The organism is Oceanobacillus picturae (assembly GCF_000612865.1).
Classification (GTDB): Bacteria; Bacillota; Bacilli; order Bacillales; family Amphibacillaceae; genus Oceanobacillus_B; species Oceanobacillus_B jordanicus.
This window is the reverse complement of record NZ_CCAX010000003.1, coordinates 76,714-94,287: the sequence shown is the minus strand read 5'-3', so window position 1 is coordinate 94,287 and position 17,574 is coordinate 76,714. Positions and strand designations below refer to the sequence as shown.

The window sequence follows — 17,574 nt, the reverse complement described above, 5'->3', positions numbered from 1 at the left end:
ATACTTACTTATTATAAGCTTGTTATTTGACTTCACTTTCTATCTCTATTACGATAGTGACGTAAAGTAAGCAGTATATTATGGTATGTTTTCCTTGCATAAATTGTGATGGCAAGTGAAAAATATAGGCTGGGTACATTACAACTAACATAATTTATAAGGCAGAAGGAGATTGAACAATGGCAAACGTAAAATTAGCAGTAATTTATTATAGTTCTACAGGAACGAACTATCAAATGGCAAAATGGGCAGAAGAAGCAGGGAAGGAAGCTGGCGCAGATGTACGTGTAGTAAAAGCACCTGAATTAGCTCCAGAAGCTGCAATTGCTTCAAATCCTGCTTGGAAAGAGCATTATGAAGCTACAAAGGATGTACCAGAAGCAACTTCTGATGATATTGAGTGGGCAGATGCAATTATCTTTAGCATGCCGACACGTTTTGGTAATGTCCCGTCTCAAATGAAACAATATATTGATTCACAAGGTGGTCTTTGGGCTACTGGTAAAACAGTTAACAAAGCTGTCAGTGTCATGGTTTCAGCATCAAATGCACATGGTGGACAAGAAGCAACAGCACTTTCCTTCTACACTACAATGATGCACTGGGGTGCAATTATCGTAGCACCTGGCTATACCGATGAGTCGATTGCCCCTGCAGGTGGGAACCCATACGGAACAAGTGTAACGCAAGGACAGGATGGGAAAATGGTTGAGAACGTTGAACCAGCAGTGAAGCACCAAGTAAAACGTACCGTTGAAGTTGCTGCAAAACTAAACGGTTAATATAGAGATGAATTTTGAGAGGGCTGATGGTGACATCAGCCCTTTTTTTATATAAAGCGTTTTTTAGTCGGTAGCTGATCCCAGATCATAGGAGAGCTCCAATCAATTACACGAGCGGCTTAATCGATCATAGGGGAGTTCCAATCAACTACACGAGCGGCTCAATCAATCATAGGGGAGTTCCAATCAATAACACGAGCGGCTCAATCGCTCATAGGAGAGGTCCAATCAACTACAAGAGCGGCTCAATCAATCGTAGGGGAGTTCCAATCAACTACAAGAGCTGCTCAATCAATCATAGGAGGGGTCCAATCAACTTCACGAGCAGCTCAATCGAGCATAGGAGAGCTCCAATCAACTACAAGAGCTGCTCAATCGATCATAAGAGAGCCCCAATCAACTCCACAGTTCAAACTACACTACCTTAGAAAACTCTACACTCACTGAATTTACCTTCTCTCCCTGTTTCAGAAATCCTGACATGGGTAAACTTAAATTAATAGCAAATATAAGCGAAGGAGTTGTCATATAGGTGAATTCAGGTAACCAAATACCAACAGAAAAAGGCATGGACCACAGTGTAGCATTATTGCGAGAGGGATATCGCTTTGTTCCGAATCGACTCCAAAGATTTCGCTCCGATATATTTCAAACCCGCATGATGGGTGGTCAAAAGGCTCTTTGTATTAGTGGAAAACAAGCAGCCGAATTATTTTATGATAATGAACGTTTTAAACGCCAAGGGGCAGCACCAAAGCGAATTAAAGAAAGCTTGTTTGGTGTAGGCGGTGTGCAAGGAATGGATGGGGAATCCCATCGCCATCGAAAGCACTTGTTTATGTCGCTTATGACCAAGGAAAGTCTGAAGAAGATAGCAGCGATTTGCCGAGGAAAATGGCAACAATCAGCTACGGAATGGGAAACGATGGATTCGATTGAACTTTTCCCGGAGGCAGAAAAGATTATGTGTCGAACAGCCTGTGAGTGGGTTGGTGTACCACTGTGGGCTAAAGATCTCTCCATACGCACTAAAGATCTGAGTGACATGATTGATGCATTTGGCGCAGCTGGTCCACGTCACTGGAAAGGCCGAGTGGGTAGAAATCGAGCTGAAAAATGGATTAGAGACATAGTAGAACGCGTTCGCAACGATGAATTGTATGTAGAGGAAACAAAGCCATTATATGTTGTGGCGTGGCATCGTGACCTTGATGGGAATCTACTTGATACACAAACCGCTGCTGTTGAAATTCTGAACCTTTTACGGCCGATTGTGGCAATTGCCCGGTTTGTTACGTTTGGGGCGTTAGCGCTTTATGATTTTCCTCAAACGAGAGAGAAACTAACACATGAGGATGGACAATATGTTAAGTGGTTTGTCCAAGAAATACGTAGGTACTATCCGTTTGCACCCTTTACAGGGGCATTAACAGCGATAGACTTCGACTGGCAGGGGTACCATTTTAAAAAAGATACCTTGGTCATCTTGGATATATATGGAACAAATCATAGTCCAGAACTTTGGACTGAGCCGAATCGCTTCAAACCAGAGCGGTTTAAAGACTGGCAAGGAAGTCCTTTTGACTTTATCCCACAGGGTGGGGGAGATTACGATAAGGGTCATCGTTGTGCCGGTGAATGGTTAACCATTGAACTCATGCAAACGAGTTTAACCTTCTTGACACAGGATCTTACTTATGAAGTTCCTCCCCAAGATTTAACCTATAGTATGACGCGTATTCCAACACACCCAAAAAGCAATTTTATTATGGAAAATATAAGGGTTAAGTAAAGCGTGAGGATCCTGAATGCTAAGCAGCAACCAATTGGCCTCCAGAATCCTTTCACTTGTTTTGGCTCACTATATAAGAAAAAGATGATGCTGACTTCAACAGCATCATCTTCCATATTTATAGAGATATAGCTTAAGAAGAAAGGATCTTTTCCTCACCAAGTACTACTTTAACTGCTATTCTTGCTTCCTTAATGACATCACATCGCCAAACCTCGTCTTGAGGATAGAACATCTCTTGAAACTCATTTAAAATATAGTTTCTATAAGATTCCTTTTCAGCGCCTTCCCAATAAAGCTGGTTCTCTAAAACAATTGTCATAAGTTCTCTTAGTTCTGCTTTCTTGTCATCTCCAAAGGTTCCAAATTCAAATAAAGCAGAAAAAAGCTTTGTATCAGGGTAATGCTTCTTTTGGACAGTATAGAAGTGTTGATTTGAATCTCCAACAACTTTCTTGTCCGAGAATTTCATGATATTTTTTAGTGGATAACGTGATTGGATCTCTTCCAGATCTTGTTCTTCATCTGGCGGAACGACCATTGTTAGTTCATTACTTGGTCCTAAAGCAGTGTGCCAATCCATATGGACGATATGATTATATTGTTCAAGCAGATCGATTTGTAGAGATCGTACATATTTTGCGGACTCCTCTAATGCCCTTCCACCATAATATACACCATGTTCAAACTCATACTGCCCCATACTTTTAGCATGCTTCATGTTCGCATAGCCTTCTTTAGCAAGAGCCTTCGTCAGTTTTTTAAATAGTCTGTTCTGCTCCTCCGTGATATCCTTAATTTTCCCGTTTGGAAGGAAAAGCTCTTTTTCTTTTTCGTACTTTTTATTCACATCTATAGGTAATGGTCCTTCTTCATCAATATAATTTCGATTTAGGTCAATGTTGTTTTCCGTAACTCTGCGAAAATTTCGCATACCCCATGGATTAATTGCATGTACAAGGCAAATGCCAGTCGTTTCTGGCTCGATGTGTTCCATACATTCCTCGACAAACATGTGGATACAAGCAGCTCCAGCATATCCTTCGATCCCATGCTCTCCTGATGAAAGTAGTGCAATCTTGTCTTTTTCACTTGTGGCGTCAGCACGTATGATATCAATGGTGTTGTCATCTGCTTCTTTTCCGATGGTTACTGTTTCTAAAGAAGCATTAGGCCAGACTGACTTTACTTTGTCTAAGTGACTGCGAAAAACGGCTCTCGAGGTTTCGTAATCTTTCTGAAAATAAGATTCCACTTTCATCTTTCCTTTCCATCTCTTTTTCTTCTCGATTCCCGTTTGGGCACATTTAAAACTAAAAGTGACAAATGAGGCAGTACTAAGTAAAATGGATGAAGAGAGGGGATAGCACACATGAAACAGATAAAACAATTTTGTGGGCAGATTGCGGAACACCCTTTATTTACAAAGGTGATTATTACATTAATCGTTTTTAACGCACTGCTTGCTGGATTAGCGACATATAGCATCTTTGCTAATGCAGAGTGGATATACATAGCAGATCTAATCTTGATCTGTATCTTTTCAATAGAAATAGTTATTCGATTGCTTGGGGCAAAATCCTTTGGAGCCTTTTTTAAAGACTTCTGGAATGTATTTGATTTTATTATCGTTTTGCTTAGCCTCGTATTGGTAGGCTCTCATTATATAACCGTTCTACGAATTGTACGTGTCTTGAGGGTGTTGAGAGCAATCTCTATCATTCCATCATTGCGAAAAATAGTAAATGCGTTGCTTCTTACAATCCCATCCATGGGGACAATTATGCTGCTACTTGGTTTGTTCTTCTATGTATATGGTGTGATTGGTACAACGCTGTTTCACGCAATTGCACCGGAATATTTTGGAACATTGCATGATTCATTGCTAACGTTATTTCAAGTTATCACCCTTGAGTCATGGGCTAGTGGCGTTATGCGTCCAATTTTGGCAGAGGATCCATCTTCATGGTGGTATTTTGTCACATTTATTTTATTTGGCGCCTTTGTTATCGTGAATCTCTTTGTTGGCGTCATTGTGAACAATGTGGAAGAGGCTAACCGAGAGGAGACACCTTCTCCAACAGATGTTAAATTGGCAGAGGTACAAAAGGAATTGGCTGAAATTAAATCGCTACTTAAAAGAAGGAATGAATAATCGTTTCTATAACGAAAAAAAGAGCCGAACAAGTTCGCGTTAGTTTGCGCATGCTTGCTCGGCTTTTTTGATGATAATTGATTAGCAAGGATTAAGCTTCATCCATTAGTTCTGCTACAATTTCATACGAACGTAAACGATCTTCCATATGGTAGATTTGGCCACTAATAATCATTTCATCTGCTTGTGTCTCGTTAAGAAATGCTTCGAGCCCTTTTCTGACCGTCTCTTTGCTACCAATAATGGTAGTTCGAGGATCGAGCGATTGTTCCACTGCAGCTTTCTCCATAGGCGTCCAAACTTCATCCATGTTTTCTACTGGTGGTTGAAGTTTTGTCGGTTTCCCTTTGCGGATACTTAGGAATTGCTGTTGTTGGGATGTGGCGATATATTGAGCCTTTTCATCCGTGTCGGCTGCAATAACATTAACCCCTACCATTGCATATGGTTTCTCCATTTTCTCCGTTGGCTGGAAATTCTCTCGGTAAAGACGTAATGCAGGTATAGTGTATGCTGGTGCAAAATGGCTTGCAAAAGAAAACGCGAGCCCTTTCTGTGCAGCAAGCCTTGCGCTGAAGTCACTGGATCCAAGCAGCCAGATTGGAATATCTAATCCTTGACCTGGGACAGCTTTTACCCGTGATACAGGTTCGTCTGAGAAATAGTCCTGCAATTCATTTACTTGCATAGGAAAGTCCTCTACACTCATTCCAAGTGTTCTTCTTAGTGCATAGGCAGTAGCCTGGTCACTGCCAGGTGCACGTCCTAAGCCCAGATCGATTCGACCAGGAAATAAAGACTCCAATGTGCCAAATTGTTCGGCAATAACGATTGTTGCGTGGTTTGGCAGCATAATACCACCGGCACCCACTCGGATTCTTTCTGTCTTTTCAGCTATATGCCCCATAATGACAGAAGTTGCAGAACTGGCAATACCAGGCATGTTATGATGCTCTGCAAGCCAATATCGGTTAAAGCCTAGCTTTTCCACATGCTGTGCCAACTGTACACTATTTTGAAACGACTCTCGTGGATTACTTCCTTCTTTTACTGCTGCAAGATCAAGGACAGAGAGAGGTATATTTTGAAATGTTTTTGATTTTGTTGTCATCGTATTCACTCCTCACGATTTCTTATTAAGAAATATTACGTCTAAAATCGCCAAACGTCCACTAATCAGCCTGCCAATTTTCTGGTAATAACAGACTGAAATAATTCAAAAGAAGTTGGGAAACTTCGTTTGTTTCAAGGTTAAAATTTAAAACAAAGAAACGAAAGAAAAATGTCATAAATTTAAAGTTTTTGTGAATTTTCCTGTGGTAATGTAAAACCCTTGTCTTTTATACATTGTAAGCGTATATAAAAAAGAAGAACGCTGATTTGGTAGCGTTTACATTTACTGAATTTTTATAAAAATGCATGAACATAACTTATCAGAATTTTGAGTTAAAAAGTAATTTATGATATGATATTTCTACTATCCTTTTTTACACGTTAGAATAGTTAAAAATCTTAGCTATATAAGAACTGTCAGCATAGCTAACATTTTTAACTTCCATATTCGCTAAAAGATGAGCGAATGCGGATGTTCTAACCACCCTGGTTTGATCCCCCCATATAAACTTTTTCAAGGACCAAAATGTACGCTTAACGATAGAAGGGAGATGTTGTGATGACAAGGAATGGCTTCCCGCAAAGGCAGGGACTTTATCATCCGGATTTTGAGCATGAGGCATGCGGCATAGGGATGATTGCAAATATAAATGGTAAACCAACACATAATATTGTTCAAAATGCGATAAATATTCTTTGTAATTTGGAGCATCGGGGTGGGCAGTCAGCTGACACGAGCACAGGGGACGGAGCAGGGATCTTAACACAAATCCCAGATCGTTTTTTTCAAAAACAATGTGCCAAGGAAAATATTACGTTACCTAACAAGGGCGATTATGGAGTAGGAATGGTTTTTCTTCCACAGGATCATGAGGTAAGGATGCGGAGCAAGGAATTGTTTGAAGAGATTATTGAACAAGAAGGGCAAACATTTCTTGGTTGGAGGCCGGTACCGACAAATGAATCGTTCATCGGAAAAGTAGCATCGAAAAGTAAACCAACTATACGACAGATTTTCATTGAGAAGTCAGAAGATATTAAGGATCAGATGGCGTTTGAAAGAAAAATGTATGTGATTCGGAAGCGAATCGAACAGGAAGTGGCTAAGATTCCTGAGTATGATGACATTTATATAAGTAGTTTATCTTCTCGCACCATTGTTTATAAAGGAATGTTAATCCCAGAACAGTTGGATGCGTTCTATATTGATTTAAATCATCCAGATTTTAAATCAGCATTAGCGCTAGTTCACTCACGGTTTAGTACGAACACATTTCCAAGCTGGAAACGATCACATCCAAATAGATATACCATCCACAATGGAGAATTTAATACATTGCGGGGGAATGTAAATTGGATGCGCGCTCGTGAGCAATTATGTGCATCAGAGCATTTTTCAGAAGAAGATATGGAAAAAATCCTCCCTGTAATTGATGCAGATGGCAGTGATTCCTCTATCTTTGACAATACATTTGAGTTTCTTCACTTATCAGGACGATCCCTTGCGCATACAGCCATGATGATGGTACCTGAGCCATGGGCGAATGATGCGTCCATTAAGGAAGAAAAGCGTGATTTTTATGAATACCATAGTACATTAATGGAACCATGGGACGGCCCGGCAGCACTAGTGTTTACTGATGGTAACCAGATAGGTGCCTGTCTTGATCGTAATGGTTTGCGCCCAGCACGTTATTATGTAACGAAAAGTGGGATGATCGTGCTAGGCTCCGAGGTTGGAGCACTTGATATTTTCGCAGATGATATTCTGTATAAAGACAGACTGCAGCCTGGGAAGATGCTTCTTGTTGATTTGGAAAAGGGAATTATTGTCCCTGATGAAGGAATCAAAATGCAAGTTGCCTCAGAAGAACCTTACAAGGAATGGTTGAAAAATAAAATTGATCTAAAAGACATCCCTGATGTCACGAATAACCAACCATCGTATAAGGGGAAGCAGTTACTTGAGCAGCAGTTCGCTTTTGGTTATACAAGAGAAGAATTGAATAAAATTATTAAGCCGCTAGTTGAAGATGGGAAAGATCCAATTGGTTCGATGGGCTACGATTCGCCGCTTGCTGTTCTATCGAAAAAGCCACAGCTTTTATATAACTACTTTAAGCAATTGTTTGCCCAGGTTACGAACCCTCCTATTGATGCTATTCGTGAGAAAATCATTACAATGGTCGAAACAACAATTGGTGCAGAAGGAAATCTGGTTGCTCCCCAAGCTGACAGCTGTAAGCATATTCGCCTTGAAACACCAATCATGACGAATGGTCAGTTGGAGAAACTAAGAGTTCGTCAAATTGATGGGTTCCAGACCGCAACCATTTCCACTTTATTTAAACGTAGTAAAGCAGAGGGAAACCTTGTGCAAGCAATGGAAAAGATATTTATTAAAGCGGATGAAGCAATAGCAGAAGGGACTACCCTGTTAATTCTTTCCGACAGAGGAGTAAGTGAAGGAAAAGTTGCTATCCCAGCATTGCTGGCCGTATCTGGGTTGCATCACCATTTGATCCGCAGAGGGATACGTACAAAAGTCAGCTTACTTGTAGAATCTGGGGAACCTAGAGAAGTGCATCACTTTGCGACACTAATTGGTTATGGTGCGGAAGGAATTAATCCATATTTGGCCTTTGATACTATTCATGAGTTAGTAGATAAGCAAGAGTTAGAGGCTATTACACCTAATCAAGCTGTGGAACAGTATGTTCACTCTGTGACGGATGGTATTATCAAAATCCTTTCGAAAATGGGGATTTCAACCATCCAAAGTTATCGTGGAGCGCAGATCTTTGAAGCAGTTGGTATCCATACAGACGTAATTGATAGGTATTTCACCGGCACTGCCTCTCGTTTAGGTGGAATTGGTATGGACATGATTGAAAAAGAAACCATCATGCGCCATGAGAAAGCCTTTCAAGAAGCGCGCGGATCCAATTATGCCTTAGAAGCTGGTGACGAATTTCAATATAGAGGAAATGGTGAAGATCACCAATACAACCCTAAAACGATTCATACACTTCAGCATGCTTGTCGTACCAATAATTTTGATGTGTTTAAGGAATATACGAGCCTTTTGACTGATGAAACAAACAATCTTCAGTCACTACGAGGGTTACTATCATTTAAAAAACGTACTCCTGTCCCAATTGAAGAGGTTGAGTCAGTTGAAGAGATTTGTGCACGATTTAAAACAGGTGCCATGTCCTACGGCTCGATAAGTCAGGAAGCGCATGAAGCACTTGCCATTGCGATGAACCGAATTGGTGGACGAAGTAATACAGGGGAAGGCGGAGAGTCTGCTGATCGTTTTACACCTGATGAAAACGGAGATTCCAGAAGAAGCTCGATTAAACAGGTTGCTTCGGGTCGGTTTGGCGTAAATAGTCATTATCTTGTGAATGCTGACGAGATTCAAATAAAGATAGCTCAAGGGGCAAAACCAGGAGAAGGTGGTCACTTACCTGGTAAAAAGGTATACCCATGGGTTGCTGAAGTCCGCGGTTCTACACCCGGAGTTGAGTTGATTTCTCCGCCACCACATCACGATATATACTCTATCGAGGACTTGGCAGAGCTGATCCATAACCTAAAAAATACGAATCCAAATGCCAGAATAAGCGTAAAGCTTGTATCTGCTGTCGGTGTAGGAACGATAGCTGCAGGTGTTGCAAAAGGGAGAGCAGATTTAGTTCTAATTAGCGGTTATGACGGTGGAACTGGCGCAGCCCCGCGTACAAGTTTGAAGCATACAGGTCTTCCTTGGGAAATTGGCCTTGCTGAAACCCACCAAACCTTAATGCTGAACGGATTACGTGATCGCATTGTGGTAGAGACAGACGGAAAGATGATGACAGGCCGCGATGTCGTGCTTGCCACTTTGCTTGGAGCAGAGGAGTATGGTTTTTCAACAGCTCCGCTCGTTGTGCTCGGTTGTGTCATGATGCGTGTTTGCCATATGGATACATGCCCTGTTGGGATTGCCACACAAAATCCAGAACTCCGCAAGAAATTTATGGGAGACCCTGAGCATGTCGCGAATTTCATGCGATTTATTGCTAAAGAGGCACGTGAATTAATGGCAGAGCTTGGTTTCAGAACGATAAATGAAATGATTGGCCGTACAGATGTACTTGAAGTGAATGATGCGGTTGATCATTGGAAAGCGAAAGGGATCGACCTTAGCCCACTACTCTATCAGCCAGATCTTCCTGCTAAAGTAGGTAGATATGCGACTATAAAGCAAGACCATGGAATTGAGAGAACTTTGGACTACCAAGAGTTACTTCCTAATTGCAGAAAAGCTATTGAAGAAAAGAGACCTGTAGAGTTTACTACCGCAATCCGAAATATTAACCGGGTTACCGGTACGTTACTTGGTAGCGAAATAACCAAATTATACGGTGAAGAAGGATTACCAGAAGATACAGTCAAGCTGAATTTTAATGGATCTGCCGGACAAAGCTTTGGTGCCTTTATCCCGCCTGGAATGACGTTACGTTTAATTGGGGATGCCAATGATTTTGTAGGAAAAGGCCTATCTGGTGGTAAAATTATCGTCCATCCAGATCCAATCGTGACATTCCCGCCTGAGAAAAATACCATTATTGGAAATGTGGCATTTTATGGTGCGTCTCGTGGGGAAGCATACATTCGTGGAATAGCAGGTGAACGTTTTGCTGTAAGAAACAGTGGTGCCACTATCGTTGTAGAAGGTGTTGGGGACCATGGCTGTGAGTATATGACAGGTGGGAAGGTTGTTGTGCTGGGGACAGCAGGCAGAAACTTTGCCGCAGGGATGTCAGGTGGTGTTGCGTATATTCTCGATGAGGACGAAAGCTTCCACACCAAAGTCAATGCAGAGCTCGTAAATGTAGAGCAAGTCAAAGATAAAGAAGAACTGGATGCATTGTACCAGCACATTCAACAACATGTCCTGTACACGAATAGCTCACATGCTGAACGAATTTTAACCTATTGGGATAAATATATACCGCAATTTGTTCGGGTAATTCCAAAAGCTTATGTAAAAGTCCAAGATCGAATTAAAGTATTGAGAGAAAGTGGATTAACCAAGTTTGAGGCTGAAATGACAGCTTTTGAAGAAAGTAAGCAGCCAGTAGAAAAAACGAAAACCGTAACAGCAGTAGGCGCTCTGCAATAACGTGTTCCAAGTATAGAAAAGGAGGACCTATCGATGGGGAAACAAACGGCTTTTATGGAATATGAAAGAAAGGTCAGGGACGAGAGGGATCCGGAGGTCCGAATTAAGGATTGGAACGATTACACAATTCCGATGACAGAAAAGGAAGTACAAGTACAAGGGGCACGTTGCATGGATTGCGGCGTCCCTACCTGCCATGTGGGATTAGAGCTAAATGGGGTTACTTCAGGCTGTCCAGTTTATCACCTTATCCCTGAATGGAATAATCTAGTCTATGAAGGCAAATGGAAGGAAGCACTGGAAAGAGAGCATGAAATGAATAATTTCCCGGAATTTACCGGAATGGCTTGTCCTGCTCCGTGTGAAGGGGCATGTGTACTAGGGATAAATGAGCCACCCGTTGCAATAAGGACGATTGAACGGTCCATTATTGAGAAGGGCTTTGAAGAAGGCTGGGTTGTAGCTACGCCTCCAGAAAAACGTACCGGTAAAAAGGTGGCTGTAATCGGTTCAGGACCAGCTGGTCTGGCTGCTGCAGCGCAACTTAATAAAGCTGGACACACGGTAACGGTTTTTGAAAGAAACGACCGTGTCGGCGGGTTATTGACTTATGGTATTCCGGAAATGAAGCTCTCCTATGATGTCGTAAAGCGCCGTGTCTCTATTTTAGAAGAAGAAGGGATCACGTTTATTACGAATACGGAGGTTGGGAAAGACATTTCGGTGCAGGAACTTAAGGAATCTTTTGATGCTACCATCCTTTGCGGAGGAGCCACCGTGCACCGTGATATCCAAGTAGAAGGAAGTTCTTTAAAGGGCGTACATCCAGCAATGGATTTCCTACATGCTAATACGAAGAGCCTCCTTGACTCTAATTTGGAGGATGAAAACTATATATCAGCTGAAGATAAAAATGTGATTGTAATCGGCGGTGGGGATACAGGAACAGATTGCCTGGCAACCTCTGTCAGACATAATTGCAAGAGTCTCACACAATTTGATATATACGATAAAAAAGGGCTGGTTAGGGATATCGAAACGAACCCATGGCCTCAGTACCCGACAATACATCGTGTAGAATATGGACATAAGGAAGCATCAAGTGTACTTGGTGAGGACCCTCGTGCCTTTGCTGTCATGACAAAGAAATTTGTGGGTGATGAAACGGGACATATTAAAGAAGTCCATACGATCAATGTGAAGCTACGTTTCGATGAAAATGGCAACAAAGTAAGGGAGGAAATCCCAGGGACAGAAAAAGTCTGGCCAGCGGACCTCGTATTAATTGCCATCGGCTTTAAGGGACCTGAGCAAGACCTTATTAGCCAAATGGAAGTTGAGACAACAGCTAGATCTACAGTGAAAGCAACGTATGGTGAATACACTACGAACGTAGATGGCGTTTTTGCTGCTGGTGACATGCGTCGCGGTCAAAGCCTCATTGTTTGGGCTATAAACGAAGGCAGAGAAGTGGCAAGAGAATGTGATCGTTACCTAATGGGAGAAACAGTTTTACCATAAACATACACAAATAGGCTTGGCCAAAAGTACTTTAGCTACATGAAAACCCGAACTATTATGTAAATCCTTGAATGAAGGATTGCTTAGTTCGGGTTATTTTTTATTTAAGCGTAGGCAGAAAGCGGAGCGTTCTGCCAAAGTGATGCTAGAAGTATTATTCGCATTTAAGCATTGATACTTTAGTTATGTCCGAGTTCTTTTGGTTCTAGCTTGACAACTTGTGACATAAGGAGTAACATTCCTTCAATTGGGTTTGCAAGAGATAGTGACATGAAGTAATATAGTATGGTAAGTAATTTGCAATGCTTTTTAAGTAAATTCTCTTCTCTGAAGAGGAGTTACTGGAAATGAGGGTAAATATAAAAATGAGTAAACAATCCATTTATGGACTGACATATGATCAATTATCTGATTGGTTAATGGAACGTGGTCAACAACGGTTCCGAGTTGACCAAGTTTGGAACTGGCTCTATAAAAAACGCGTTAGTCAGTTTTCTGAAATGAAAAATGTGAACAAACAGACCATTGAGCTATTAGAAAAACATTTTGTCCTGCATACTTTAGACGAAGAAATTAAGCAAGAATCGAAGGATGGAACCATTAAATTTCTGTTTAAACTAGCAGATGGCAATCTGATTGAAACCGTGTTAATGCGTTTCAATTATGGTTTATCTGTTTGTGTTACGACACAGGTCGGCTGTAATATCGGTTGCACGTTTTGTGCAAGCGGACTGCTAAGAAAAAACAGAGACTTAACAAGCGGGGAAATTGTTGAGCAAATCATGAACGTACAGAAGCATTTGGATGAACGTGGAGACGGGGACAGAGTTAGTCATATCGTCGTAATGGGAATCGGCGAGCCTTTTGATAACTTCACAAATCTAATGGACTTCCTATATGTCGTAAATGACGATAGAGGATTAAATATTGGTGCACGCCATATCACTGTATCGACTAGTGGACTTGCCCATAAAATTTATGAATTTGCCGACACAGGTATTCAAGTAAATCTTGCTATCTCGATCCACGCTCCAAATAATGAGCTAAGAACCAGAATTATGAAGATAAATAAAGCATTCCCAATTGAAAAGCTGATGAAATCTGTAGATTATTACCTGGAAAAAACCAATCGCCGTATAACTTACGAATACATCATGCTACGGGATGTTAATGACCATAAAGAAGAAGCGGAGCAACTGGCAAAGTTACTTTACAACCATCGCCATTTGGCCTATGTTAACTTGATTCCATATAACTCTGTTGATGAGCATAACCAATATCAGCGCAGTGAATCTGCTACTATTCAAGCATTCTTTGAAACCTTGAAGGAAAAGGGAATCAACTGTGGTGTTCGTTGGGAAAATGGCGCAGACATCGATGCAGCCTGTGGACAGCTACGAAGTAAGCAAATAAAGAAAACGAACGTAGTATAAGGATATAAGGAAAAACCTGAACCGGCCTAATTAGTGTCGGTTCAGGTTTTTTAGTATGATTGAGCATAAGGCGATTCATTACTTATTTAAACCTAGCGGATAATGGCAGGGTAGCTGTACCATTTTTTGCAGTGACCCGATTTTTCCCCGTTTCTTTTGACTGTAGCAGTAAATCATCTGCGTAGACGTAGGCTCGTTTTATTTCTGTTTCAGCCCCTGTTTTATAATAATATAGTCCAAATGAGGCAGTATAGTTGATGGCTAGCTGATCTGACTTGTATTCTGTCTGGACCGGGCTGCACTCGACATCCAGTCGTATTTTTTCCAAAAGCTCCACACATTGTTGGTATGAGCGGTGCCTAAGGAAGATGGTAAACTCTTCGCCACCACTCCTTATTAAACAATCACTTCCCTGAAGATTGCTCTGCAATGTAGTGGCATAATGCTGAATCACGTGGTCTCCTACCGCATGATTATACGTATCATTAATTCGTTTAAATGTATCGATATCCGAAACAAGTACCCCAATACATTCACCGCTTTTATTCAGTTCTTGCATAATTTTATCCATATAGGTGCGATTATGCACCCCTGTTAAGAAATCAGTATACGCCATTTGTTCAAATTGATCCCGTTCCAATTTATGCTGAATCGTTTGAGATTTTACCATGAAAGAGCGACTGACGAGATAGTTCAAAATAAATAGAGCAATTACCATTTCCCATTGTTGTTCCATGAGAAGCAGGACAAGCAATCCATTTGAGAATGCTGTTTTCCCCATGTCGAGCATGCTGCGGCTTCTTAAAAAGTCCCATGCTTCTTTTTTTGAAGTAATATCGCCAGTGAAAGAAAATATAGTAATTAAATATAGATCAGATAGTAGAGAGACCACAATTACAAGTAAAATAACTAATAACCAGAATCCAAAAGGAATAGCTTGAAACGAAGGATACAAGGCTTGGAATAGGAAAAACGCAATAGAGTTATTTAAAGTAAATGCTCCAATATTGTAAAAAGTATGTAGAAATTCATCAAAATCAGCGGTGTTGGAGTATTTGCGATTAAAATAGACGATAAAGCGTTGAACAAATTCAAAAATGAACAGGCCAAGTGGACCTGCCAATAATCCAAAGGATAGACCATAAGAGATGCCGTAGTCCATATTTACTTTTCCTTTTTTAACAACAATAGTTAGGTTGGAGTAAAGTGTAGAAAAAAGCCAATATAATAGAATTGCTTTAAAAAACAAGGCTTTACTAATTATAATCTCACCATAAAATAGTGCGACAATCAATGAAACAATGAAAATACTTATTATAAATAGTTTCAGTCGCATACCTAATCTTCCTTTCTAGAACGTAGGCATAAAATCCTACTTTCACTATAATATTAGCACATTTTTTTCCAATATGTTCAAAATATTATCATAATTATTTATTAGTAGGACAGCCTTGTTGTTTATCAAGATTATCATCCGGGTAGAGTTTAGGGGAGAGTCTAGTTACATTACATCATTAACTATTATTTGAGGAGGCTAAGTCGCATGAGTGATAAACGTAAAGTAGATGGCAACAGTAAAAATGAGCAACTGGAAGAATACCGAGTAGACGACAAAGGAAAAGTGCTAACTACAAATCAAGGATTGAAAGTAGCTGAAGATGAGTTCTCTCTTAAAGCAGGTGAAAGAGGTCCCACGCTAATGGAAGATTTTCATTTCCGTGAGAAGATGACACACTTTGACCATGAGCGTATTCCGGAGCGAATTGTGCATGCACGAGGCTACGCAGCACACGGGGAATTTGAATTATATGAATCAATGAAACCTTATACAAAAGCTAAGTTCTTGCAGGAACCGGGTTCTAAGACGCCGGTCTTTGTTAGATATTCGACTGTAGCCGGATCTAAGGGTTCTGGTGAACTGGCAAGGGATGTTCGTGGATTTGCAACCAAATTTTACACAGAAGAAGGAAATTATGACCTTGTGGGAAATAACATTCCTGTATTTTTTATTCAGGATGCAGTGAAGTTTCCGGATTTAATTCATGCCGTGAAACCAGAACCGCATAACGGGATACCGCAGGCAGCTTCTGCACACGATACATTTTGGGACTTTGTAGCAAACAATCAAGAAACAGCACATATGATTATGTGGCATTTGTCAGATCGGGCAATCCCGAGAAGCTTTCGCATGATGGAAGGGTTTGGAGTACATACTTTCCGTTTTGTGAATGAGGAAGGAAAAGCGCACTTTGTGAAGTTTCATTGGAAGCCAAAATTGGGAATTCATTCAACCGTTTGGGATGAGGCACAGAAGATTAATGGGAAGAACCCTGACTTCCATCGTGCTGATTTATACGATGCAATTGAAAGTGGCAATTATCCAGAGTTTGAATTTGGAGTCCAAGTTATCCCTGAAGAAGAAGAGTTTTCGTTTGATTTTGATATTCTTGACCCAACAAAGATTTGGCCAGAAGAAGATGTTCCAGTAAAAATCATTGGTAAGATGACTTTAAATCGGAATGTCGACAATGTATTTGCCGAGACAGAACAGGTTGCCTTCCATCCGGGGCATGTTGTTCCGGGGATTGATTTTACCAACGATCCATTACTACAAGGGAGGTTATTCTCCTATACAGATACACAGTTAATACGTCTTGGAGGACCTAACTTTCATGAACTGCCTATTAATCGACCGGTGTGTCCTTTTCATAATAATCAGCGGGATGGATACGGCAGACACACAATTAATAAAGGCCAAGTAAGTTATCATAAAAACAGCCTTGCTAATAATACTCCGGAGACCGTAGCACCAAAAGAGGGTGGCTATGAACATTACCAAGAGAAGATGGAAGGAAGAAAGGTGAAGGCAAGGAGCAATAGTTTTAAGGATCATTTCTCACAGGCTACATTATTCTGGAATAGCATGAGTAAACCTGAAAAGGAACATATCATAGAGGCTTTTTGCTTTGAGCTTGGGAAGGTGCAAAGCAAAGATGTTCAGCAGCAAGTAGTAGATATGTTTGCAAATGTTAATCTAGATATGGCTAGAGAAATTGCGGACAACATAGGAGTAAAGGAACCTACAGAGGGTGGATCAGAAGTAACAAAGGTATCTCCAGCCTTAAGTCAGGAAAACAGTACAAAATCCGTGGCAACACGTAAAATCGCTGTGTTACTAGATGAAGGCTATAACGGTGAGGTGGTAAACAATATCGTACAGCAATTGAAGAAGCAGGGGATGGAACCAGAAATCATTGCTTCGAAACTAGGAAAGTTGAAAACAGACAAAGGTCCTCAGTTTGAAGTGGATAACACTTTCCTGACAGTAGATTCTGTACTATATGACGCCGTGTATGTAGCTGGTGGGGCCGGGCAAGACAAAACCTTCCAGGACAAGGCCGGATACTTTATGAAAGAAGCCTACTCCCATTTCAAGCCAATTGGTGCTACACATGACGGAGAGGAACTCTTAAAACACCTCGGTATCTCCTCTATAGCTGCTGGTGTAATTACAGAAGATTCCACGGAGAGCTTTGTTTCTCGGTTTACAGAGGCTGTAAAACAACACCGTTTCTGGGAAAGAGATGTAGGATAAAGATAAAATC

Annotated in this window: 10 protein-coding genes; 7 read left to right on the top strand and 3 right to left on the bottom strand. The window is 40.9% G+C overall.

Going from position 1 to position 17,574, the window contains the following annotated elements; genetic code table 11:
* The first annotated feature begins 179 nt into the window (after positions 1-179).
* Positions 180-782, top strand: coding sequence for an NAD(P)H:quinone oxidoreductase (wrbA, locus tag BN988_RS14925; RefSeq protein WP_036577714.1), 603 nt, complete (start codon positions 180-182; stop codon positions 780-782).
* Positions 783-1,314: 532 nt separating this feature from the next.
* Positions 1,315-2,574 (top strand): cytochrome P450, encoded by a 1,260-nt coding sequence (locus tag BN988_RS14920; RefSeq protein WP_269147169.1) that lies wholly within the window; start codon positions 1,315-1,317, stop codon positions 2,572-2,574.
* A 133-nt stretch (positions 2,575-2,707) separates the two neighbouring features.
* Here BN988_RS14920 and BN988_RS14915 read toward each other — a convergent pair whose 3' ends face one another.
* Entirely contained in the window at positions 2,708-3,835 is a 1,128-nt protein-coding gene (locus BN988_RS14915) for a M14 family metallopeptidase (RefSeq protein ID WP_036577713.1), read from the bottom strand.
* 111 nt (positions 3,836-3,946) lie between these two features.
* On the opposite strand from BN988_RS14915, the gene BN988_RS14910 reads away from it, so the two are divergent.
* Positions 3,947-4,729: an ion transporter gene (locus tag BN988_RS14910; RefSeq protein ID WP_036577712.1), complete on the top strand. Its 783-nt coding sequence runs from the start codon at positions 3,947-3,949 to the stop codon at positions 4,727-4,729.
* A gap of 91 nt (positions 4,730-4,820) precedes the next feature.
* Here the strand turns inward: BN988_RS14910 and BN988_RS14905 are convergent, their stop codons facing one another.
* Positions 4,821-5,840, bottom strand: coding sequence for an LLM class flavin-dependent oxidoreductase (locus tag BN988_RS14905; protein ID WP_036577711.1), 1,020 nt, complete (start codon positions 5,838-5,840; stop codon positions 4,821-4,823).
* Between the two features lie 561 nt (positions 5,841-6,401).
* On the opposite strand from BN988_RS14905, the gene gltB reads away from it, so the two are divergent.
* The 3 genes from gltB to rlmN all read left to right on the top strand — a co-directional run bounded on the left by gltB (position 6,402) and on the right by rlmN (position 13,969).
* Complete coding sequence (gene gltB / locus BN988_RS14900; protein ID WP_036577709.1) at positions 6,402-11,015, top strand: glutamate synthase large subunit; 4,614 nt, start codon at positions 6,402-6,404, stop codon at positions 11,013-11,015.
* Positions 11,016-11,048: 33 nt separating this feature from the next.
* Positions 11,049-12,536 carry a glutamate synthase subunit beta gene (locus BN988_RS14895; RefSeq protein ID WP_036577708.1) on the top strand — a complete coding sequence of 496 codons (1,488 nt, stop codon included), beginning with the start codon at positions 11,049-11,051 and terminating at the stop codon, positions 12,534-12,536.
* Positions 12,537-12,901: 365 nt separating this feature from the next.
* Positions 12,902-13,969: a 23S rRNA (adenine(2503)-C(2))-methyltransferase RlmN gene (gene rlmN, locus BN988_RS14890; RefSeq protein ID WP_036578261.1), complete on the top strand. Its 1,068-nt coding sequence runs from the start codon at positions 12,902-12,904 to the stop codon at positions 13,967-13,969.
* Positions 13,970-14,051: 82 nt separating this feature from the next.
* Here the strand turns inward: rlmN and BN988_RS14885 are convergent, their stop codons facing one another.
* A complete protein-coding gene (locus BN988_RS14885; protein ID WP_036577707.1) occupies positions 14,052-15,305 on the bottom strand; it encodes a GGDEF domain-containing protein in 1,254 nt (417 codons plus the stop codon).
* A 207-nt stretch (positions 15,306-15,512) separates the two neighbouring features.
* Between BN988_RS14885 and BN988_RS14880 the strand changes: the two genes are divergently transcribed.
* Entirely contained in the window at positions 15,513-17,564 is a 2,052-nt protein-coding gene (locus BN988_RS14880) for a catalase (RefSeq protein WP_036577705.1), read from the top strand.
* The last annotated feature ends 10 nt before the right edge of the window (positions 17,565-17,574 follow it).

Coding starts and splice junctions, on each gene's coding strand:
- wrbA (WP_036577714.1), top strand. CDS start 180: ATGGCAAACGTAAAATTAGCAGTAATTTATTATAGTTCTACAGGAACG.
- BN988_RS14915 (WP_036577713.1), bottom strand. CDS start 3,835: ATGAAAGTGGAATCTTATTTTCAGAAAGATTACGAAACCTCGAGAGCC.
- BN988_RS14910 (WP_036577712.1), top strand. CDS start 3,947: ATGAAACAGATAAAACAATTTTGTGGGCAGATTGCGGAACACCCTTTA.
- BN988_RS14905 (WP_036577711.1), bottom strand. CDS start 5,840: ATGACAACAAAATCAAAAACATTTCAAAATATACCTCTCTCTGTCCTT.
- gltB (WP_036577709.1), top strand. CDS start 6,402: ATGACAAGGAATGGCTTCCCGCAAAGGCAGGGACTTTATCATCCGGAT.
- BN988_RS14895 (WP_036577708.1), top strand. CDS start 11,049: ATGGGGAAACAAACGGCTTTTATGGAATATGAAAGAAAGGTCAGGGAC.
- rlmN (WP_036578261.1), top strand. CDS start 12,902: ATGAGTAAACAATCCATTTATGGACTGACATATGATCAATTATCTGAT.
- BN988_RS14885 (WP_036577707.1), bottom strand. CDS start 15,305: ATGCGACTGAAACTATTTATAATAAGTATTTTCATTGTTTCATTGATT.
- BN988_RS14880 (WP_036577705.1), top strand. CDS start 15,513: ATGAGTGATAAACGTAAAGTAGATGGCAACAGTAAAAATGAGCAACTG.